This window comes from Pseudoflavonifractor sp. MSJ-30, assembly GCF_018918045.1.
Lineage (GTDB): Bacteria > Bacillota > Clostridia > Oscillospirales > Oscillospiraceae > Faecousia.
Genome location: NZ_JAHLPU010000070.1, coordinates 1 through 20,471, shown reverse-complemented (window position 1 = coordinate 20,471; position 20,471 = coordinate 1). Strand labels below are relative to the sequence as shown.

The following is a 20,471-nucleotide window of genomic DNA, read 5'->3' as shown; positions in this document are numbered from 1 at the left end:
ATATTTTCGCAAACTTTTTCATCAAAAAGCAAAGAAAAAGTTCCGAAAGCAAGCACTTTCGGAACTTTTCATGGTGACCCGCCGGGGATTCGAACCCCGGACCCACTGCTTAAAAGGCAGTTGCTCTGCCAACTGAGCTAGCGGATCATTGCTTGGCTGGGATGGCCGGATTTGAACCGACGAATGCCAGAGTCAAAGTCTGGTGCCTTACCGCTTGGCGACATCCCAATATTTTGACCGGGCACACTTGGTATTATATCATAAGACTTTCGGAAATGCAATCCTTTTTTTGCGATTGTACCTTCTCCCGCCGGAGAAGGTGGTTCGCAGGGCGGATGGGGGTACAGCAAGCGCAGGGGGCGATGCGCACATCGCCCCGCCTGTGCGTGTCAATGGACCGGTGGGTTTGGTTTTCCCAATGCAAAACCTTTGGGGTCCGGGCCGATGCGGAGCATCGGCCCATACGGAGACAATTACAGTGGCTTTCCAGGCAGCCAGGTGGCCCGCGAAAAAATGGTTTTGCGTTACGGTGCGGTTGTATCTTCCGCTGCCGGCTCTGCCCTGTCGCAGAAGACGGTGACTCTGGTCTGGCCGCCTGGGGTGCAGGTATAGAGAACCAGATCGTGACCGCTTTCAATAACGGCTTCCACATTGTCGGGGGCAATGGTCGTAACCTCCGTAACGGCGTAGGTGCTGACGATGCCGTCCATATCCGTGAAAGTGACCGTATCTCCCGGGTTCAGGTTCTTCAGGCGGCCGAAGTGATTGTTATAGTTGTGCGCCGCAATGACAAGATCATCCGTAAAGGTAGCGCCGGACTGGCGGCAGGGCGCTATCTGGAGGCGGGAGTAATCCCACTCCGCCATGACCGGCAGCTTCAGCCAGAGGCTGGGGATCTCCAGATAGCCGATATAGCCGTAACCGTCGAAATAGGTAATGGGCATATCCGCCGGCATGGTTTCCATAACATCCTCAGTCGGTTCGTCAGGGCCAAAGGTCTCGACGGTTGGCTTTTCCCGAATGGCGGCTTCCACACGCTGGAGCAGGATCTCGGCTTCCTCTCCGGCCTGGGCGTCCTCCTGGCGGTTATGGAGAAAAAGGAGCAGCGCTGACAGAATCAGCACTGCTCCCAAAGCGACAATGGCAATGCCTTTTTTAGGCATGATTCTCTTTCTTCTTTTTCAGCATCATGGTCCCGCCGAGAATAATCAGGACAACGCCGGCGCCGGTAAGCAGCCAGATGGGCCAGTTCAGCTGGCCGGTCTGAATCAGCCCGCGGCTGTTGGTGATGATCACCACGCCGTCATACATTCTGTAGGTGGGCACATAGCCCCGGGGCATTTTTGTCTCCTTGATCTGCCAGTTGCCGGAGAGATTCACGTCTTTCCAGGTATAGGTCCAGCCGTTCAGCACGTTGAGCATCTGGGAGTCCAGGACCTTGCCGTCCAACACCAGCGTGACGGTAACGGCGTCCTCCTGGTGTTTGGCCTCGCCGTCGGCCCAGACCTTCCGCACCGTGACATTGGAGGTGCCGTAGGCCTCCACGGTGAAGATCCAGTCCACTTCCCCTACCTTGTTGGCATAGGTGTTATCCATTTCCAGAGGAACGGCCAGCTCCACATGGAGCTTGGCGGTATCGCCGGAGTGGAACGCCCCCAGATAGGTTTTCTCCGTGAGTTGGGCGCTCTTGTCCAGAGTGGAGTCATAGATCAGCTCGGTGCCGTTCCAGACCTTCATGGACAGCTGCTTCAGGAAGTCCAGCACAGTCTCGTCTTCCTTTACATGGGGCTCGGCCCGCATATAGAGTTTGACGAAGGAATTCTTGGAATCCTTATTGGTAAAGGTGATATCCTCGGAAAGCACGTCGCCGGGCATAACGCCTTTGAAAGAGCCGAACAGATCCGTCTGCGTGAACATCTGGCCTTCGGAAGAAAAGTCAAAGCCCTGATTTTTGTCAAAGCCCTTGAAGGTAATGGAACCATCGGCGAAAGCTGTGGTGGCCATGCTCATCACTATGGGCAGCATCAGCACAAGGGATGTGATTGTTTTGAATAGCTTTTTCATGATCTCCACCCCCTTAGTTACCCGGTACCATCAGACTGCCGTCTGTGCCAATCGAGAAGCCATCGCCCCAAGCAGCCTTAATAGCATCTACCGGAACGCTCTGGATGGCCTCGGCCATCACATCCATGGACTGGTGGCCGCCGTCGGGGTCCGTATAGGATTCCGTCAGCGTGATACTTTCCGCCAGGTTGGCCGTAGGGGTAGCCCCGGGCTCCACAGGATGGATGTAATAGTAATAGTCGCCGTTTTTCACCCAGCCTGCGCCGGGGGTGAATGTGGGCAATTCGGAAACGCCGCCGATGTGCTGGCCCTGATCATTGGTGCGGTAGGTCACCAGCTTGACGCGGATAAAGGCGGGAATATCGCTGGTGTTCTTCACATTCACGTTGCTCTTAACTTTCCCATCGAAGCTCTCTGTCACCTCACAGGCCACCTTGGAAGGATTGAATGTGTTTGTTATAGGCGCGTCCTTTGTGCTGAGCCATGCAAGCGTGCCGCCGATGGTCAGAGCGAGAAGGAGTACGGTCGCAATTACCATGGTCGTCAGGCGGCCGGTCCGAACCGCTTTTTTACGTGCCGGAGCTGCTGCCGTGCGGTGCTTGCCTTCATATCTGCCTCTATACATCTTCATTCCCTCCTTTCTTAGTGATTCGTGCCGAAGATGTTCCGAACAACCTCACTGAAACCATTCAGCCACTGATTGTTGTTCTTCGTGTTGACGCAGGTAATGCTGCCGTTGGGATTCTGTGCCGTCAGCTCAGCGCTGCCGCCGTTGTTGGCGGTATAGCGCCAGCTCCAGCCGGCATTTTCACTGATGGTGTAAGTACCCACGGGCAGCTCAACGAGGGTTTCGGTGCCGTTGCCCCAGACGGTCACTTCGGAATACTTCTTACCGTCCTTGAGAACATCAAACACATAGGACTCGTTATCTGCACCACCCTGCTTGGTAATGTTCAGCGTGCAGGTCTTGACGTGAATCAGGAACGCGGGAGCACCCTTTGCCGTGGGTTCTGTCCAGTTGCAGTCAGTCTCGGAGCAGGTGTCATGCACAAACGTGGTATGGTCATTCACATTTTCTGTGCCGATTTTGACCGTGGCCGCAACGGGAACATCCTGCTTGGTGTACTTGCCGTCGTGAACTTTGGTATTGTCCGGCGCATAGGTGATATCCAGCGTGGGCTTCTGGCCGGTCATAGTAACGCTGCTATCCTCAGTAGTGTCATGCTTCCAGACTTCGGAAACCATGTTGTCCCTGAAACCATCGTCTGTAGGTACTGTCTGGCCGTAGTAAGCGGTGCTGTCCTTGTAGGTCAGCTTGGGCATGAATACGTTGATCTTACCTGTGCCGCTGTTGGTTTGCTCGGTCGCCTTTGCGCCCACTGTGCTTGTCGGATTCTCTGTCTTGGGTGTCACTGTAACGGTGACGGTATAGGTCGTGTCCGCTTTCAGGTCTTTAATATCCGAAACAGTATTACCGGCCGCATCCTTATAAACAACCGAAATGGTAACGTGCTCGGTTTGCCAGGACTCAAGGCCGTAATTCTCTGCGCCCAGGTTCAGCGTTACATTGCCAACCTTGGCCGTCGCGCCGGACTTGATCTCTTCGGCTGTTACCGTCCCCAGCAGATAGACATTCTTTTCCGCGGCCGTCACGGTGACTTTTTCGATGGGGACGCTGACGGTGGGGACGACAAACTTCTTGACTTCGGTACCGTCCTTATCATAGACACCGGAATTCTCGCCGTTGGTCGGCACGTCGTTGCCGCCAAGGAAGCCCTCTTTCCGGCTGACCGTAAACTGGATAATCAGCTTTTTGCCGTTATGGAATGTGGTACTGCCGCTGGCATCTGTCTGATTACCGCACCAGTTGTCCTTGAAGCTGAAACCGGAAACGGAAACCGCGCTGCTCGCAGCGTCAATACTTACCGTTCCATTGAAAGCAACTGCGTCTTTCCAACTCCCCGTGCTGCCATTGGACTCCGCCGTTTTCACGGTGACATTCCTCGCATCCGCCGGCATGGTGAAATACGGGGAGACAATGTCTTTGATCGTCGCGGTCCCGTCCAGTGTTGTGGTCGCTCCGCCGACTTCCTGGCTGATGCTCTGGAAAATGGCGCTCAGTTCACCCGCGTTGGACGGGCTCAGGAAATAGCTCTTGCCGCCACCGGGATAGGTCGAATTGCCGGTGTTGCTCATGCTCGTGGCGTTTTTGTAGTTTGAGGAAACCAGGTGCATGTACTTGTTGGTGTTGCTCACTCCACTCAAGGACGCAACCGGAACGCCGTTTGCGCCGCTGAACACGCCGATCGTATAAACCGTAGCGCCGTTGTCCTTGATACCCTTACTGGCGCTGATGGCAGCGTTTGCGACACCGGTATCAAACCCACTCTGATGGTTCGGTTCGCCGTCCGTGAACATGATTACAACTTTCTTGTTCCCATCATTGGCCGCCCCGGTGATGATGCTTTGCGCGTGCTGCATGCCATAGTCAGCGGCGGTCGCGCCCGCCGGGTGCAATGCACTTACCGCAGCTTTCAAATTATCCGCGCCAGTTCCGGCAGCCGTTAAATTCTTGACAATCTGGGAGTAGTTATATGTATACTGGTCATCCCGATAGGTGTCATTGCCAACTCTATCACTTTTTTTACCTGCAAATTTGACGATGGCAATTTGGCTATCAGGGGATTGGGCTGCAACACTATTAATAAAGCCGTTGACGGCGGATTTCAGCGCGTCTATCCTTTTTACGCTGGGAACGAGCGAACGCGAATAAAACTGGACATGGGAGGTATCTGTGTCATTGGCAGATGTTTTGGGGTATATGGGACTGCCAAAATATTCAGTTCTCCAAGCACCTTCCTCAAAAAGACGTTCTACCCACGTAACTTTCGTATACTTCCCATTGCTGAGGATGTAATAAGCTTCATCCCTATTTAGGTCATAGACCTCCTGATACAGATAGGAAGAAGACGACATTGGGTCATCCATGGACCCCGAAACGTCCAGGACCAGGACGATATCCACCGGCTGTTGGGTAACGGTCGTGGTGGTTTCGCCGGTAGCGTAGGCTTCCAGGGTAATGGTGTAGGAGCCGTCAGAATTAACGGCAGCGGTCTTGTTCAGGACGATGCCGCTGTTGTCCCCGGCGTTGCTGGCGGCTCTGAGCATGCGGCGCCGGGCAGCGGGCGCGGCCAGCAGCGGGCCGACGTTGGTAAACGGGACAATGGGTTCCTCCTCCTGCGGCTCATCGACAATGTAAAGCTGGGACAAATGGGCCTGGAGGGCCTCCATCTTGCCGTTCTCCGTCAACCACGCGGCGAAGGCGGTACGGACTTCTTCGGTGAGTTCCTGATAGATGGCGTCGAATTCCTCGTAGGTCTGGGCCGCCAGAAAGCGGTTGAAGAGGTCGGTATAGTCCTCAGCCTCGGGAGCTTCATACAGGGGGCAATCCTCTTTGTGGGGCTGCCCTTCCGCCGCACCGCAGGTGCACTCAGGCGCTTCGTACAGGGGGCAGCCCACCTTATGGGCCTCGCCCTCCGCCGCGCCGCAGGTGCACTCAGGCGCTACGTACAGGGGGCAGTCTACCTTATGGGCTTCGCCCTCCGCCGCACCGCAGGTGCATTCCTTCTCTTCCTTGGGCTGCTGCTCGGGGTTCTCGGGATTTTCGGGATTTTCGGGATTTTCCGGGTTTTCCGGGTTCTTCGGGTTCTCCGGGTTTTCAGAGGTCTGCGCCGGATTCTCCGGGTTCTCCGGATTCTCAGAGGACTTCGCCGGATTCTCCGGGTTTTCCGGGTTCTCAGAGGTCTGCGCCGGATTCTCCGGGTTCTCCGGATTCTCAGAGGACTGCGCCCCGCCGGTTTCGCCGCCGGTGGTTCCGGTCTTATTTTCATTTTGCGCAGGGGTCTGATTTCCGGTGGAACCGGCTTCCGCCTTGGTTTCGCCGTTATCTGCCGCCGTGCCCTCGGTCTTGTCCGCATCCGGCGCGGGGGCAGCAGCGGACGTGGTGGTCCCCGCAGGCGTATCGCTGGAATCCTGACCGTTGGATACGGCCAGCGTACCGGGGAGCACCATGGAGATCACCAGTGCGAGGCAGATGACGGCTGTCAATAGCTTCTTCTTACGCATATCGCAACCTCCTTAAGGATTTGCCGCGGGCCAGCCCTGGGCGTCTCTGGCAGACGTGCCGTTGTTGGCAGTCTGCACAGCCTGGGCCAGCACATCCACAGTGGCTTTCGCGTCCTGGTACTCGTTGCCCATAGCGGCATCGAACCGTACCGTGGTAAAAACAGGCTCGGTGGTCTCGCCGGGCTTCAGAGCGCGGGTATAATAGATGTACCCATCGTCACCCTGGGCCCAGAACTCCTTGTTCAGATCCAGAGAGACCATATCCGGATCCGCCTCGCCGTCTCCCTGCAGGGCAATATCCTTGGTGACGCGCACACGGATCCAGGCCTCCGCCCCGCCGGTGTTCTTCACCTCGGCGATCTTGGTGACCTCCATGCCGGGCAGCAACCCCTCGATATCCTCAAAAGGCTCGGTCTTTTCGTCATTGCCCCATTCATAGAGCTTGATGTCCACGCCGCCCGTGGTGATGACATTGTGGGCCGTATCCTCGGCGGTAAAAAACGCCAGAGTACCCGCCGCCAGAATGGCAATGCAGATGGCCACAGCCGAGAGCATCAAAAGTTTCTTCTTCATGGTTCGAGCTCCTCTCAAATTATGTTTTTCCGTTAGCCCAACGGCGGGGGATTCCATTCCGTTTATAATCATCTCAGACCATATGAGAACATCCGGTCTTGACGGGTGCTCTCATATGGTCTGTACCCCGAAGGGTACAGACCACATAGGTGGCAGGGAATAGCACAGCCAATTGCAAAGCCGTGTTAAAGGGAATTACGCATCAAATGCGGCAAAAGCTGCGGTAGCATCGGCAAAGCCCTCGGCCTGGATGGCGTCAGCCTCGAAGATAACGTCGAAGAATTCAACATTTGCCAGTTCCTCAGCCGTTGCATTCTTATCGATAGCAATGTTGCCCCAGACGTTCCAGAAGGTCAATTCGCCAGGCTTTACAGGCTTTACAAAGGTAAAGTCATACTCATAGTACTTAATGCCATCGCGCTCAACTTGCTTAACAGCTGCTGGACCAGAGGTACTATAAGTCTTGACAGCATTTGAGGTGACCTGACCTTCGTTTATAGCGGTACCTGTCCAATAGGAAGGGCCATTGTCGATAACATCAAACAGGGACACGGGAATCAGGGTGCGGATGCGGATATAGGCATCATTTTTACCAGTATTCTTCACATAGGGATTCTTGCGAACGTTAGCACCGGGAACCATGTTCTGGCTGTGTTCTGCAAAATATCCGTCTTTGTAGGCTGCTGCATCGGCTTCGATTTGAGCATCGGAGAAATACTGCCCATTCCAAACTTCACCGGAGGTAACGTAGTTGGGGGTGTTCTCGGGAGTACCCTGCATATCCACGTCAGCTGCCCACAGGTAGCCACCCATTAAAGGTTCCTTTTGACCAACGGCGTTGCCCATGCCAGCATTGACGCGGTGATACTGGGATTCCAGCAACTGAATTTTGACATTTCCGACGGTGAACGTATTCTCAGCGGAATCAGTATCGGTGAAGTACGCCAGAGATGCGCCCACGACGGCGATGGCGACCAGCGCCACGCACAGGAAAATCGCGGTAATTTTCTTCTTCATGATGTACTTTGCTCCTTGTTAAGTATTTGTTATTGTTCCTGCGCCCGCGCGCAGAGGGTTACTTGTTTGCGATGTTGTTCCAAGCCTCGGCTGCGGTGAATCCCACACCTGCGGACTTGTAGAGCTGAGAGGCGTAGGCCGTGATGGTCAGTTTCGGGAGAGTCGCAGTCGTAAAAGCGTTCATCTGCTCTTTGGTGATATCTCCACTGACAGTGACTTTATTGTCTTTCAGGACCGGGAAGGCATTGTTTGCTCCATTGTCCGCGCTCATCTGTTCCGAGGTAACAGTACGGTAATACACATTGGTTTCACCGGGAACCAGTTCCCAGCCATCGGCAATCGTCCAATCGAGGTAGCTCTTAGTAGTTTCGTCGGAGGTATAAGTGTTGTTTGCCCAATCCAGCTTCACAAACAGGAAGCAATCCTCAGAGCCTGCCACAACCCACGCTTTGGGGTCTTTCTCAAGTTCGTAGCCCGGAATCATTTTGAATTCCTTGCCGCCCGTGACGGAAGTACCTTTCGTCTCCTCAAGTTTTACCTCAATGTCGCTGGTAGTAAATGTGTTGACCACCGTATCAGACTTCGCGGTCAGCCATGCCAGCGTACCGGAGACAACGCCGACAACGATCAGCGTCAGGGCCAGCACCAATGCTAAAGTTTTCTTCCTCATATTGTTTTCCCCTTTTCCTTTGAATTTTCGTGTGCGTGTATTTCAATCGGCAAGACTGCCCATCGAAAGCAATTATGTACATTCCGCACGGCGATGGAACGATGCAGACCTCGTTCCCTGCCGCGCTTAACGAATCCGGCTCGCTGTCTTACGCGTCGAAAGCAGCCCAGGCGGCGTCGGCGTTCGCAAAGCCATCAGCCTGGATAGCCTCGGCCACAACATCGATCCGGAATCCCTCCAGAGCCGCAATTTGTTCGTTGGTCGCGGTGCTGGGGACGGTAATGGACTCAAACAGAGCAGGAATCACGACGTCCTCGTCGGGGGCGGAAATGGTATCCTTACCAGTAACTGCCTCAGCATTATAGTAGAAGATATAAGTAATTGTATCCGCTTCCTTATCGTAAACGCAGTACTTCGGATTCATAACGGCTCCTTCCATTTCCAAAGAACCATTCTTCGGGTGAAGGGGGCAATCCCAGTAGAAACCGGACTGTGCATCCTGGTCAATTTTAATGAAGTTCAGCAGGGGGAAGATACGCTCCATTCCCTCATCCAGGTCGTCCTTCAACTCTTCGGGCACGGACATATCCATAACAGCGCTCGCTTTGTTCAGAGTGACCTTAAGCCGCACGTAGGATTCCACACTGTCCTTCAGGACCGTAACGGTGGGATCCTTGGTGTAGGTGTGGCCGGGGAGAAGCTTGTACTCGTTGGCTTTGACACGCTCGGCAGGCTCAACGGCCTTGCCATTTGCGTCAACCTTAGCCTCGTCCAGCTTGATTGCAACCTTGCCGACAGTGAAGGTATTCTGCACCTTATCGGTAGAGGTCAGATAGGCCATGGTGCCCATGACAGAGGCGGCAACGAGCAATACCGCACAAATCGTCAGGAGCAGCGCCTTGCTTGTTTTCTTCATCAAGAAAACCTCCTAAAAATAATATATAGGGAGCCTTGCGGCATTGCCCTTGGGTCAATTTACCGCCCCTGCTGCTCCGCCTGACGCCGGCGGAGAAACGCCCGGAGGGAGTCGGCGGCGGCTTTGTCGAAGCGGCCCTCCCGGATCTGCTTCTTCACGCAGGCCATTTCCCGGTCCGTCAGCAGGCCGCCGGTCATGCGGCGCAGCTTTTCGTCCAGGAGATCGTCCTGACCGGCGGGGGCCTCCACCGGGGCTTCCGGTTCCGGCCGGGGGTCCGGCATATCCTCACAGGGATGCTGCCTGGGGGCAGAAAACGCGCCGCCGGAGGCACGGGACCCATGGCTTGGGGCGGCAGGGCGGTCGGCCTTCTTCCGCTTCGGTTCCTTTTCCTTCTCTTTGGAGCTGTCGTCCGCGAAGAGATCCGGCAGGAACACCAGCAGGAGCAGGACCGCTCCGGCGGAGATGGCCACGTACATCCCGGGGGGATGCTGTATGTAATTGGCTACATAGCCAAGGTAAGGAATCGAGAAAATGGGGGTTCCTATGACGTTCTTATAATGGACCAGGGAACCGTCCTCGGCCTCGTTGGCGTCGCCCTTGGTGCGGAAGCGGATCACGGTAGGGTCCTCTTCGTCCGGGACAATGCCCACAACCCGGTGGGTGGCGACGGTATTTTCGTCCAGCATGAAGGTAATGGGCTGGCCCTCTTCTATGGTATAGGGGTCCACCTTCCTGACGTAGATCAGAGAACCGGTATGGTAAGTCGGCTCCATGGAGCCGGAAAGAACCGTATACACCCGCAGGCCGAAGACCCGCGCGCCCACCAGCAGCAGGGCCAGCAACACAACCAGAGCCACCAGCACGGTGCTGACGACATTCCAGACTTTTTTGACTGTACTCATTGTTTCCTTGGGGTTCTCCTTTTCTCGTCCTCAGCCGTCAGCTTGCTTTGCTTCCGAACCTGTTCTAGTAGTATGATAGCACAATCCATGAATGAAATCAATAGGAAATCGGCACGCACGTCAAAAAGAATCCAGAGCTTCGGACAGTCTTGTTCTGTTATATCACAGAATTTGGATTTGTAAATTATAAAAATGCGCCAAATTCTTATTTTCCAAATTATAAAATATGACATGCTGCACCACTGTGCGTCCTCCGCCCGAAAACGCATCTTCTTCGGCCCCCGATGCTTCCCCCATATGTTCCAAAAAATCCCGGAAAAATGCCGGAAGCGCGGAGTTTTTCCCTCCGCGCCGTCCGAAACACATCATTTTTTCAGCTTCCGGTAGAGCCAGCCCGCCCCGGCCGCCAGAGGGATCCACAGCAGCGTGAACCGGGGACAGATCTGACCGCAGAAGTTGCCGGGCACCGCCCGGTAGTCCCAGACGGAATAGTCCCGGTTGAACAGCAGTCCCGTCCCCAGCTCCACCATGGTGATGATTCCCGCCCCGGCCAGCGGTCTGGCCCAGCCCGGCAGCCGCGGGCGGACCGTTTCCAATTTCCCCAGCAGCAGAAAGCAGATGCCGCCCGCCAGAAACATGCTGTAGTGGCTGCGGCCCCGGTAGAGCAGCTCCAGAAGCACATACCCGGCGCCGCCCAGAAAAAACAGCATAACACTCACCTCATGGGAATCCTTGCCAGAATTTTTCAAAAAAATTCAAAATAGGTATTGACAAATCCGCCTCCCTCGGATATAATACAGAAGCTGTTTCGGCGGTGCCGGAATTGCATTGACCACATGGCGGCATAACTCAGTTGGTAGAGTAGCCGGTTCATACCCGGTATGTCATCTGTTCGAATCAGATTGCCGCTACCAGGCCCGTTGGTCAAGCGGTTAAGACACCGCCCTTTCACGGCGGTAACATGGGTTCGATTCCCGTACGGGTCACCACAAAAGAGCGGTTTGCTTCTGCAAGCCGCTCTTTTGCTATCCCCGGCCTTGACAATTTCAGAAGGCCGGGCTATAATAAAAACACAAGGAGATGCCCGCCGCAAACAGGCACCTCCCCGTGGTGGAAACCCGACGGTTGCCACAAACATAGAACTTACAGGGATGAACGCTTAGCGTTCAAAGCCGTGAGTCGTCTGTTCCAGCAGACGGCTCACTTCTTTTTATCGTGCAGATACAGCACGAGTGACACGATACTGGCGATGGAGCCCAAAGCTCCAAGGACAGTCAAAAATGTCGAAGTTATATGTATCGCCTCCCTCGGAAGAATTTCCCGCGAGAGCCGCCTACACGCCTCCATTCCGCTCTCGCGGGATGGCAGACAACCGTCTTTTACCGTGCACCGTCTGATTGACAAGAACGGTGGGTTTTCACACCGCTTATTATACTGATTACTACACGAATGTCAAATAAATTCGCATATTGCCAAAAATCCAATCTGTGTCTAGCCAAGCCTTTTCAAAAACCCTTCCAGCCTGTCCAGGCTCTCTTCCAGCTCCCGGTCGCTGTAGCAGTAGGACAGGCGGATATAGCCCTCCGTGCCGAAGCAGGTGCCGGGGACGGCGGCCAGCCCCGCCTCCCGGATCATGCGCTCGCAGAACGTCCAGGAGGGAATGCCGAAGCGGGAGATATCCGCAAAGACATAGAACGCGCCCTCGGGCTTTGGGTAGGCAAGCCCCATGGCGTCCAGACGGCGGCAGACGTAATTTCTCCGCTTTTCGTAAATCTGACGCATGGGCTCCGTATCCACGGTCAGGGCCGTCTCGGCGGCGGCCTGAATAAAGGTGGGCACGGCGGCGATCTCCGCGGCGCTGAGCAGCAGCAGCCGGGACAGCAGTTCCTCCGGGCACACCAGATAGCCCACCCGCCAGCCGGTCATGGCATAGGGCTTGGAAAAGCTCTGGCACAGAATGGTCTGGGGCCGCAGCTCCTCCCGGCGGGTCAGGTCGCCGCAGGGCGCGTAGACCAGCTGATTGTAAACGTTGTCGCAAATCAGATAAATATTCTTTCCGAGAACTGCCCGGGCCACTGCGTCCAGGCTTTTTTTATGGAGAATCACCCCGGTGGGGTTGCAGGGGGAATTGAGGACAATGGCCCTGGTGCTCTCCGTCAGGCAGGCGGAAAGGGCCTCCTCCGTAATTTGAAAGTCCGTCCCACTCACATCCAGAAACACCGGCTCCGCCCCGGCGGCCGTGACGATGGTGGCATAGAGAGAAAACGCGGGCGTCGGAATGATAACCTGATCCCCCGGGTTCAGGATGCCGGTCAGGGCCGTGTAAAGGGCCTGGGTTGCCCCCACGGTGACCAGCACCTCTTCCGGGGCCGTTTCCCTGCCCCGCGCCGTCTCAAACGCGGCAATGGCGGCCCGGAGAGAGGCCGTGCCCTGGTTGGGGGCATAGTGGGTCTCGTCCCGGGAAAGGGACCGGAACGCCGCCTGCTTGACAGGCTCCGGGGTGGGCCGGTCCGGCTCCCCGATGGTGAGCATCCGGCAGTCCGGCGTTGCCTTTGCCAGATTGGTAAAGACCCGGATGCCGCTGCGCTCCAATGGGTCTAAATTGCGGTTGATGGGAATCATTGGAATTTCTCCGCCAATTCCTCAAAGAAATCGGCACCTTTCACCAGAATTTCCTCGTTAAAATTGAAGGTGTCGGAGTGGAGGGCAGAGGTATCCCCCACACCCAGAAAGAAGAACATGCCGGGCAGGGAACGCTGGTACCAGGAAAAGTCCTCGGCGGTCATGGTTGGCTCGTCCAGTTCGAAGAAGCCTACGGTCCGGCGGACCCGGTTGTAGAGGTCCGGCGGGTTCATGACGGCGGGGTAGCCCTCGGTCATGTAGACATTGACGGTGCAGCCGTAGGTCCGCTCGATGTCCTTGGCAATGGACACAATGCCCGCCCGGATGGAGTAGAACACCTCATCCTGAAAAGCCCGGAGAGACCCCTCCATGTGGGTATGATCCGACAGGGCATTGCAGACGGTGCCGCTTTCGAATTTGCCGAATTTCAGCAGCCGGAAGATCTTTTTGGGCAGCGCCCCTTCCAGCTTCATGACCCGCTGGTAGAAGTCCACACCGGCGGCCAGCGCGTCCACGCCCTCGGCGGCCTTGGCGATATGGGCGGTCTTTCCGTAGACATCCACCCGGACCTCGCAGGAGCGGGCCATCATCTCGTTTTTCCGGCTGGCGATCATGCCCTCGGTCAGCTGGGGCCACAGATGCAGGCCGAATATGGCCTGAACCTTGTAGGCACGGAACACGCCGGTGGCGCAGATGTCCTTGGCGCCGCCGGTGGTCTCCTCCGCGGGCTGGAAGACCAGCAGCACATTCCGGGGCAGGTCCTTCTTTTCGCTCAGGCGCCGGGCCAGCTCCAGAAGAATCGCCATGTGGCCGTCATGGCCGCAGGCGTGCATACAGCCCTCATGCTCCGAGCGGTAGTCCACCTTGCTGCGCTCCCGGATGGGCAAAGCGTCCGCGTCCGCCCGGAAGGCGATGGCCTCCTTTTTGCCGAAGTCGAAGAAAGCGCACAGGGAGCTTTCCATAGGGGAAAAGACTTTGCAGTTCAGTTTTTCCAGGGACGCGCGCAGATACTCCATGGTCTGGGGAAGCTGCCTGTCCAGCTCCGGGATCCGGTGCAGGGCACGGCGGTCGTCAATCAATTGCATAGAAATCGCCTCCGAGGTGAATTTTCCTTCATTATATGTCCTTTCCCGGGCGGTGTCAATTTCCCCTTGTGCTTTTTCCGAAAAAGTGGTAGGATGAAGAAAAAACAAAGGAGAAGATCCTATGATGAACGCAGAAGAGATCATTGCCTATATCCGCGACGCGGAGAAGAAGACCCCCGTAAAGGTCTATGTCTGGGAAAAGGAGCCTGTCCCCTTCCCCAATTGCCGGGAATTCCCGGCGGGGGACAAGTGCAAGATTGTGTTCGGTGACTGGAAGGACGTGGCTCCCGTGCTGGAAAGCCACGAATTCGAGCATTACGAAATCGAAAACAACTGCCGCAACTCCGCCATCCCCATGCTGGATCTGAAAAACATCCCCGCCCGCATTGAACCGGGCGCATTCATCCGGGAGCAGGTGACCATTGAGAAGAACGCCGTAATCATGATGGGCGCCATTCTAAACATCGGCGCCGTGGTGGGCGAAGGCTCCATGATCGACATGGGAGCGGTGCTGGGCGGCCGGGCCACCGTGGGCAAGCACTGCCATGTAGGCGCGGGCGCGGTGCTGGCCGGCGTGGTCGAGCCCGCTTCCGCCACCCCGGTCATTGTGGAAGACAACGTGCTGATCGGCGCCAACGCCGTGGTCATCGAGGGCTGCCGCATTGGTCACGATGCCGTGGTGGCCGCCGGAGCCGTGGTGGTGGAGGACGTGGCCCCCCATACGGTGGTGGCAGGCTGTCCCGCCCGGGTCATCAAGGTCAAGGACGAAAAAACAGCCTCCAAAACAGCGCTGGTAGACGCGCTGCGGAAGCTGTAACAGGAAGGGCGCGCCGATTTCGGCGCCCCAGCGTGTCAGAAAGTCCAAAAGAAAGGATGTCATTCCGAACCAGTCCTCAGACTGGTGTGGGAATCCCCCGGTTAGGCGCAAAAACTGACGGTTTAGGGCCCAAAATGTTTGAAAATCCGGGGGATTGCCACGGCAGTGTGCGCACTGCCTCGCAATGACATGCTTTTGGCAGTCTGAGGCGCGCCGATTTCGGCGCGCCCGTTTCATTTATTCCTCTTCGAAGGTCAGAACGTCCTTGTAGCGCTCCTTGAAGATATCGTACACGGCGTTCAGCAGGTCCTCGTCCTGTACGGACAGGTAATTCTCGGTTTCCTCGTCCACAGGCTCCACTTCCAGGATGACGACCTCCGTGGCCGCCTCGTCAGCGGGAAGCAGGACCAAGTATTCCTTTCCCTCATAGGGGATGCAGTCCAGATACTCAAAGTCCGTGTCCACACCGTTTTCATCGGTAAGGGTCAGGATTTCGGTTTCTTCCTCTTCATTGTTCAGAACTTCATTGTCCATAATATGGGCTCCTTTAGAATTGATGTCTCAATTATAGGGTATCGCCATGGAAAAAGCAAGGGTTCTTACGCAAAAATCAACAGATCAAAGCAATACAGCAGCCAGGTAACCGCCAGGGGGTACATCAGGCTGTCGCAGCGGTCCAGAATTCCGCCGTGGCCCGGGAAAATCTTGCCGAAGTCCTTAACCCCCGCCACCCGCTTCACAGCGGACATGGACAGGTCGCCGAACTGCCCCAGAAGAGAAACAACAACCGTATACAGCATCAGCGCACCGGGATTGGAGAAAAATCTTCCGAATACCAGCAGAATCAGCACCACGGTAACACACAATCCCCCCAGCGCGCCCTCGATGCTTTTGCCGGGGCTGACCTTTGGCGCCAGCTTGTGCCGCCCGAAGCGGCTGCCCACCAGGAAGGCAAAAATATCCGTCAGGGCACAGATCAGCCCCGTCAGGCACAGATAAAAGGCGCCGTGGGGAATCTGCCCGTAGCTGGCCAGACCCCGATACAGGCTCAGCGCCAGAACGACCTCCGGCGCGGCCACCCATGCGGGGGCCGTTTTGCGGATACGGGTCATCAGGTATGTAAAAAAGCCCAGCCCCAGAAGCAGCATGACCAGCATCCACCATCTGTTTTCGGTCAGGGAAAACAGGGGGATCATCACGGCCAGGAAAAAACCGGCGGCGTGCGCGCCTCTGCCACGGACGCCGTTGGCCTCCAGAATTTCCCAGACCGCGCCGCAGCCCAGCAGAATCGCAATGATCTGAGGCACCCAGGGCAGATGGAAGCAGCCCAGCAGCACCATGGACAGCAGGGCCAGCGCAATCCCCGTAAGCGTTCTCTGTTTCATTCCTTGTTCTCCTTTTCGTCCGTCAGGGTGGGGATATACCAGCCGTCACCCTTGCGGATGGAGAAATAGCCGATGGTGGACGCCAGCAGGGAGCCAAGCACATCCACAATAATATCCTTCATGGTATCAGCCAGGGCCGCGTGGCCTGCCAGCACTGTGCCGTCCGCCAGCATGAATTTCTGCATGTTCATGCCGAAGAGACCGTCGGCGGCAAATTCATAGATCTCCCAGATAGCGCCAAGGGCCACGGAGAAGCAGAAAGCAAACAGGCACACAAAGAAGGGAGACAGGCTCACAGCCAGATGCCGGTCCCGGTTCAGGATGGTCACCACCATCAGCCCAAAAAAGCCCATCATCATGCTGCTGCAGAAGTGACAGACGCTGTCCCACTGGGGCACCAGGTAGTAAAAGCTCCTGACCTCCCCCAGGAAAATGGCGCAGTACAGGAAAACAATATAGAAGCCGTAGAGCAGGCTCGGCAGCTCGAAGCGGAACTTTCGCTCCAGAATACTGGGCAGATGGATGGTAACGAGGCCCAGAACGCACTGCATAAGCATCAGCAGATAATCCGATTCCGAGTGGAACCCCGCCTCGCTGGTGCTGCCGCTGCCGCCGAAGATCATGCGCAGAATCAGATAGACAATAGGCACCAAAAAGCTGAGCGTTACGGAGATGTAGAGGAATTTTCCAAACCGACTTGTCTTTTTCATAGGCCGTGTTCCTTCCGCAAAGGTGGTTTTCCCTTATTCTTAAACATATCTTAAGCTTTTATTCTAAACCGAAAAGAAACAGCAGGAGCCTCAGCCTACGTCCTTTGTCAGCTTCTCCAGCGACAATATCCGGAAGGTATCCTTATAATAGTCCAGAATTCCCTCCTCCTTCATGCGCGCGATCTCCCGGGACAGGGCGCTGCGGTTGGCGCCCAGGAAATCCGCCAGATCCTCTCTCGTGCCGCCCAGAGAGAAGGTCAGACTGCCGGTGCGCTTGTATTCGTCAAAAAGCCGCATGGCGATGCGCTGACGAAGGGATTTCGCAGAAAGGTACAGCGTCCGCTGCCGCTGAGCCCAGAACTTCATGGCAATTTCGGACACCAGATTTTCCCGCAGCTTTGTATGCCAGCCGCAGCACTCCGCGCAGCCGTTCATGATCCGGTGGAAAGGCAGAAACAGCAGCTCGGAATCCTCCGACGCCACCACATACACAGGGCTTTTGCTGCCCGGCGTGGCCATGAGCACATCCCCGACCAGCGCCCCGGCCCGGTGATTGGCCATGAGCAGATGCTCCCCCGAGGCATTAACGCTCTCCGCCCGCAGCGTCCCGGAGAGCACCAGAGCGCAGGCATGGAGGGTATCTCCGATGTTCCAGACCACGGTATTCTTGCTGTAATGCTCCTGCCGGGCGCTGAGGCAGCCCAGCATGGCATCCACCTGCGCAGGCTCGATGCCGGAAAAAAGCCCGCAGTTATGCAGGACATTTCTCTGCTGCTGATTCATGTGCCGCTCCTTCTCCGTTGCGAATGCAACGGAATTTCATGGGGTAAGTATAGTACAATCGGGGGGTAATGTCAAGGAGCGCGGGAAGCGGCAAATCAGGATTTGCCAGAATGTCCCCTTGGCTCCCCCTCTGGGGGAGCTGGCGTGCGCAGCACGACTGAGAGGGTACCAGTGACGGAATCCGTATGAATACCTCGGCATCGCAACCCTCTCAGTCACGGCGTTTCCGCCGTGACAGCTCTCCCATAGGGAGAGCCAAGGGGTACGACAAACTCCAATTTATTCCCCCCTCCCACGAAAGAAGGAGAACCTATGAAAAAGTTTACTGCCATTCTCTGCCTGCTGGCGCTGACCCTTGGTCTGCTGGCGGGCTGCGGCAATGCCGCGCCGGAAACCACCGCGGCACCGGAGACGACTGCCGAAGCCGCCGTAGAAACCACCGCTGAGACAACCGCCGCCCCCACGAAAGCGCCCGTGACCGTCCGTCTGGGCGCCATGACCGGCCCTACGGGCATCGGCATGGTCAAGCTGTTCCGGGCTGCCGATGAAACCGAAAATTCCGGCTACACCTACACCGTCAAGGGTGCCGCCGATGAGTTAACCCCCCTGCTGCTCCAGGGCGAGCTGGACATCGTCTCCGTCCCCGCCAATCTGGCCTCCGTCCTGTACAACAAAACCCAGGGCGGCGTAAAGGCTCTGGCCGTCAACGTACTGGGCGTACTGTATATCGGCGAGCTGAACGGCGAAACCGTCCGGTCCGTGGAGGACCTGAAGGGCCAGACCCTGTACGCCACGGGCAAAGGCTCTGCCCCTGAGTACTTCCTGCGCTATGTGCTGACCCAGAACGGTCTTGACCCCGACAAGGATCTGACCATCGAGTGGAAGAGCGAGCCTGCCGAAGTCGTCGCCACCCTGAACGCCGAGGGCAAGGGTCTGGCCATGCTGCCCCAGCCCTATGTGACCGCCGCAGCCCAGCAGCTGGGCGAGGGCTTCCGGGTCGCCCTGTCCATCTCTGAGGAATGGGAGAAGCTGGGCACCGGCAGCCTGTGCACCACCGCCTGCATTCTGGTCCGCAGCGAATTCGCGGAAGAGAATCCTGAGGCCGTTGAGAAATTCCTGTCGGACTTCGCCGAAAGCGCCGCATGGGTCAACGAAAATGTGGACGATGCCGCTGCCGCCTGCGGCCAGTATGAGATCGTCAAGGAGCCTATTGCCAAAAAGGCCATCCCCAAGTGCAACATCGTCTGCATCACGGGCGCTGACATGAAGGACGCTCTGGGCGGCTGTCTGAACGTGCTCTTCCAGCAGAATCCCGCCGCCGTGGGCGGCGCGCTGCCCGGCGACGACTTCTATTATGGCGCGTAAACCAAAATTTAATCCAACCGGGAGGGCAGCAAAGCTTTTTGCTGCCCTTTTGGCCCTTTGTGTCTGGCAGCTGGCCGCGGTGCTGATCGGCAACCGGTTGCTGCTGGTGGGCCCCATTCAGGCGGCAAAACGGCTGCTGGAACTGCTGGGGGAGAAGACCGCCTGGCAGGCTCTGGGCTTTACCTTCAGCCGCATCAGCCTTGGCTTTTTGCTGGCATTTCTGACGGCACTGGTCCTCGCGGCCCTCTCCGCCCGGTTTCCTCTGGCGGAGACTCTGCTGCGGCCCTATATTCTGGCCATTCAGACGGTGCCCGTGGCCTCCTTTATTGTCATCGCCCTGCTGTGGCTGTCCAGCCGGCGGCTGAGCGTCTTCATTTCCTTCCTCATGGTGCTGCCCGTGCTCTACGCCAACGCCCTGCAGGGCATCCGGTCGGCGGATCGGCAGCTGCTGGAAATGGCAAAGGTCTTCCGGGTTCCCCCTGCCCGGCAGCTGCGGTGCATCTACTTTCCGGCGCTGCACCCCTATCTGCGCTCCGCCAGCCATGTGGCTCTGGGCCTGTGCTGGAAAGCAGGCGTGGCCGCGGAGGTCATCGGCGTTACCGGCCGCTCCGTAGGTGGCATGCTGTATGACGCCAAGGTCTATCTGGAAATCAGCGACCTTTTCGCCTGGACAGCCCTGCTGGTGGCCGTAAGTCTGCTGTTTGAAAAGCTCTTTCTGAAACTGCTGGACACGCTGCTGACCCTTGCCGTCACAAAGGAGGGCTGACATGGAAATTCGGAACCTGTGCAAGACCTACGGCGAAAAAAAGGTGCTGTCTTCCTTTTGCGCCGATTTTCAACCGGGAAAACGCTATGCCCTCATGGGCCCCTCCGGCATTGGGAAAACCACCCTTGTGCGGCTGATTCTGGGACTGGAAAAGCCGGACAGCGGCGACATGATCGGCATTCCGGCGAAAATGAGCGCCGTATTTCAGGAAAACCGCCTAATTCCCGAGCTGACCATCCCCGGCAATCTGCGCTTTATCCTAGGCCGGCGATTTCCGGCGGAAACGATCCGGGAAATGCTGGTGGCTCTTTCCCTGACGGACTGTCTGGAAACCCCCGCAGCCCGGCTCTCCGGCGGCCAGCAGCGCCGGGCCGCTCTGGCCCGGGCATTGCTGGCAGACGCCGAGCTTCTGGTTTTGGATGAACCCTTTACGGGACTGGACGAAGAAAACAAATCCCGGGCCATCCGGGAAATCGACCGCCGTTTCTCCGGCACCCTGCTGCTGGTGACCCACAGCCGGCAAGACGCCGAAGCCCTTGGGGCGGAGATGATCGCGCTGTGAGCGCAAAAGCAGGGCGGCTGCAAAATAGGGGTTTCTGTAGGGGCGGCAACCTGCCGCCCGCTATCTCACGGAATTACGCACTTAATTCTAGCGTTCTGTTCCGAAAGGC

Annotated in this window: 21 protein-coding genes and 4 tRNA genes; 6 read left to right on the top strand and 19 right to left on the bottom strand. The window is 56.8% G+C overall.

Going from position 1 to position 20,471, the window contains the following annotated elements; genetic code table 11:
• Positions 1–71: 71 nt before the first annotated feature.
• From KQI10_RS10735 to KQI10_RS10675, 13 genes are all read right to left on the bottom strand, one after another.
• Positions 72–147, bottom strand: a tRNA-Lys gene (locus tag KQI10_RS10735).
• 6 nt (positions 148–153) lie between these two features.
• Positions 154–228: transfer RNA gene (locus tag KQI10_RS10730), tRNA-Gln, on the bottom strand.
• Between the two features lie 296 nt (positions 229–524).
• A complete protein-coding gene (locus tag KQI10_RS10725) occupies positions 525–1,163 on the bottom strand; it encodes a sortase (RefSeq protein ID WP_216567397.1) in 639 nt (212 codons plus the stop codon).
• On the bottom strand, positions 1,156–2,064 hold the full coding sequence (locus KQI10_RS10720) for a Cna B-type domain-containing protein (RefSeq protein ID WP_216567396.1): 909 nt from the start codon (positions 2,062–2,064) through the stop codon (positions 1,156–1,158). Before KQI10_RS10720 ends, KQI10_RS10725 begins: the two co-directional genes overlap by 8 nt.
• 13 nt (positions 2,065–2,077) lie before the next feature.
• Positions 2,078–2,689 (bottom strand): hypothetical protein, encoded by a 612-nt coding sequence (locus KQI10_RS10715; protein ID WP_216567395.1) that lies wholly within the window; start codon positions 2,687–2,689, stop codon positions 2,078–2,080.
• Between the two features lie 17 nt (positions 2,690–2,706).
• Complete coding sequence (locus KQI10_RS10710) at positions 2,707–6,189, bottom strand: vWA domain-containing protein (protein WP_216567394.1); 3,483 nt, start codon at positions 6,187–6,189, stop codon at positions 2,707–2,709.
• Between the two features lie 12 nt (positions 6,190–6,201).
• Positions 6,202–6,762 carry a SipW-dependent-type signal peptide-containing protein gene (locus KQI10_RS10705; protein ID WP_216567393.1) on the bottom strand — a complete coding sequence of 187 codons (561 nt, stop codon included), beginning with the start codon at positions 6,760–6,762 and terminating at the stop codon, positions 6,202–6,204.
• A gap of 195 nt (positions 6,763–6,957) precedes the next feature.
• A complete protein-coding gene (locus tag KQI10_RS10700) occupies positions 6,958–7,779 on the bottom strand; it encodes a SipW-dependent-type signal peptide-containing protein (protein WP_216567392.1) in 822 nt (273 codons plus the stop codon).
• A 58-nt stretch (positions 7,780–7,837) separates the two neighbouring features.
• A complete protein-coding gene (locus tag KQI10_RS10695) occupies positions 7,838–8,449 on the bottom strand; it encodes a hypothetical protein (protein WP_216567391.1) in 612 nt (203 codons plus the stop codon).
• 148 nt (positions 8,450–8,597) lie between these two features.
• Positions 8,598–9,365: a SipW-dependent-type signal peptide-containing protein gene (locus tag KQI10_RS10690; RefSeq protein WP_216567390.1), complete on the bottom strand. Its 768-nt coding sequence runs from the start codon at positions 9,363–9,365 to the stop codon at positions 8,598–8,600.
• 59 nt (positions 9,366–9,424) lie between these two features.
• Positions 9,425–10,267: a signal peptidase I gene (locus KQI10_RS10685; protein ID WP_216567389.1), complete on the bottom strand. Its 843-nt coding sequence runs from the start codon at positions 10,265–10,267 to the stop codon at positions 9,425–9,427.
• A 162-nt stretch (positions 10,268–10,429) separates the two neighbouring features.
• A complete protein-coding gene (locus KQI10_RS10680; RefSeq protein WP_216567388.1) occupies positions 10,430–10,636 on the bottom strand; it encodes a hypothetical protein in 207 nt (68 codons plus the stop codon).
• Positions 10,633–10,977 (bottom strand): putative ABC transporter permease, encoded by a 345-nt coding sequence (locus KQI10_RS10675; RefSeq protein ID WP_216567387.1) that lies wholly within the window; start codon positions 10,975–10,977, stop codon positions 10,633–10,635. Before KQI10_RS10675 ends, KQI10_RS10680 begins: the two co-directional genes overlap by 4 nt.
• A gap of 128 nt (positions 10,978–11,105) precedes the next feature.
• On the opposite strand from KQI10_RS10675, the gene KQI10_RS10670 reads away from it, so the two are divergent.
• Positions 11,106–11,181 (top strand) — tRNA-Met (locus KQI10_RS10670).
• A tRNA-Glu gene (locus KQI10_RS10665) sits at positions 11,182–11,256 on the top strand.
• Between the two features lie 502 nt (positions 11,257–11,758).
• Here the strand turns inward: KQI10_RS10665 and KQI10_RS10660 are convergent.
• Together KQI10_RS10660 and KQI10_RS10655 are read right to left on the bottom strand one after the other, a co-directional pair.
• Positions 11,759–12,889: a pyridoxal phosphate-dependent aminotransferase gene (locus tag KQI10_RS10660; RefSeq protein ID WP_216567386.1), complete on the bottom strand. Its 1,131-nt coding sequence runs from the start codon at positions 12,887–12,889 to the stop codon at positions 11,759–11,761.
• Complete coding sequence (locus KQI10_RS10655; RefSeq protein ID WP_216567385.1) at positions 12,886–13,974, bottom strand: amidohydrolase; 1,089 nt, start codon at positions 13,972–13,974, stop codon at positions 12,886–12,888. The genes KQI10_RS10660 and KQI10_RS10655 overlap by 4 nt, the downstream gene beginning before the upstream one ends.
• Positions 13,975–14,098: 124 nt before the next feature.
• Here KQI10_RS10655 and dapD point away from each other — a divergent pair, with 124 nt between their 5' ends.
• Positions 14,099–14,791, top strand: a complete 693-nt coding sequence (gene dapD, locus KQI10_RS10650; protein ID WP_371818416.1) for a 2,3,4,5-tetrahydropyridine-2,6-dicarboxylate N-acetyltransferase — start codon at positions 14,099–14,101, stop codon at positions 14,789–14,791.
• A 237-nt stretch (positions 14,792–15,028) separates the two neighbouring features.
• Here dapD and KQI10_RS10645 read toward each other — a convergent pair whose 3' ends face one another.
• The 4 genes from KQI10_RS10645 to KQI10_RS10630 all read right to left on the bottom strand — a co-directional run bounded on the left by KQI10_RS10645 (position 15,029) and on the right by KQI10_RS10630 (position 17,669).
• On the bottom strand, positions 15,029–15,325 hold the full coding sequence (locus tag KQI10_RS10645) for a DUF1292 domain-containing protein (RefSeq protein ID WP_216567383.1): 297 nt from the start codon (positions 15,323–15,325) through the stop codon (positions 15,029–15,031).
• Between the two features lie 65 nt (positions 15,326–15,390).
• The gene (locus KQI10_RS10640) at positions 15,391–16,176 is read right to left on the bottom strand and encodes a phosphatidate cytidylyltransferase (protein WP_216567382.1); all 786 of its coding nucleotides are present in this window, start codon (positions 16,174–16,176) and stop codon (positions 15,391–15,393) included.
• A complete protein-coding gene (locus KQI10_RS10635; protein WP_216567381.1) occupies positions 16,173–16,886 on the bottom strand; it encodes a hypothetical protein in 714 nt (237 codons plus the stop codon). Before KQI10_RS10635 ends, KQI10_RS10640 begins: the two co-directional genes overlap by 4 nt.
• Positions 16,887–16,976: 90 nt before the next feature.
• Positions 16,977–17,669: a Crp/Fnr family transcriptional regulator gene (locus KQI10_RS10630; protein ID WP_216567380.1), complete on the bottom strand. Its 693-nt coding sequence runs from the start codon at positions 17,667–17,669 to the stop codon at positions 16,977–16,979.
• Between the two features lie 312 nt (positions 17,670–17,981).
• On the opposite strand from KQI10_RS10630, the gene KQI10_RS10625 reads away from it, so the two are divergent.
• Genes KQI10_RS10625 through KQI10_RS10615 form a run of 3 tightly spaced genes read left to right on the top strand, consistent with a single transcriptional unit; the run spans position 17,982 to position 20,362 of the window.
• On the top strand, positions 17,982–19,034 hold the full coding sequence (locus tag KQI10_RS10625) for an ABC transporter substrate-binding protein (protein WP_216567379.1): 1,053 nt from the start codon (positions 17,982–17,984) through the stop codon (positions 19,032–19,034).
• Entirely contained in the window at positions 19,024–19,800 is a 777-nt protein-coding gene (locus KQI10_RS10620) for an ABC transporter permease (RefSeq protein WP_216567378.1), read from the top strand. Before KQI10_RS10625 ends, KQI10_RS10620 begins: the two co-directional genes overlap by 11 nt.
• 1 nt (position 19,801) lies before the next feature.
• Positions 19,802–20,362 carry an ATP-binding cassette domain-containing protein gene (locus KQI10_RS10615; RefSeq protein WP_216567377.1) on the top strand — a complete coding sequence of 187 codons (561 nt, stop codon included), beginning with the start codon at positions 19,802–19,804 and terminating at the stop codon, positions 20,360–20,362.
• Positions 20,363–20,471 lie beyond the last annotated feature (109 nt).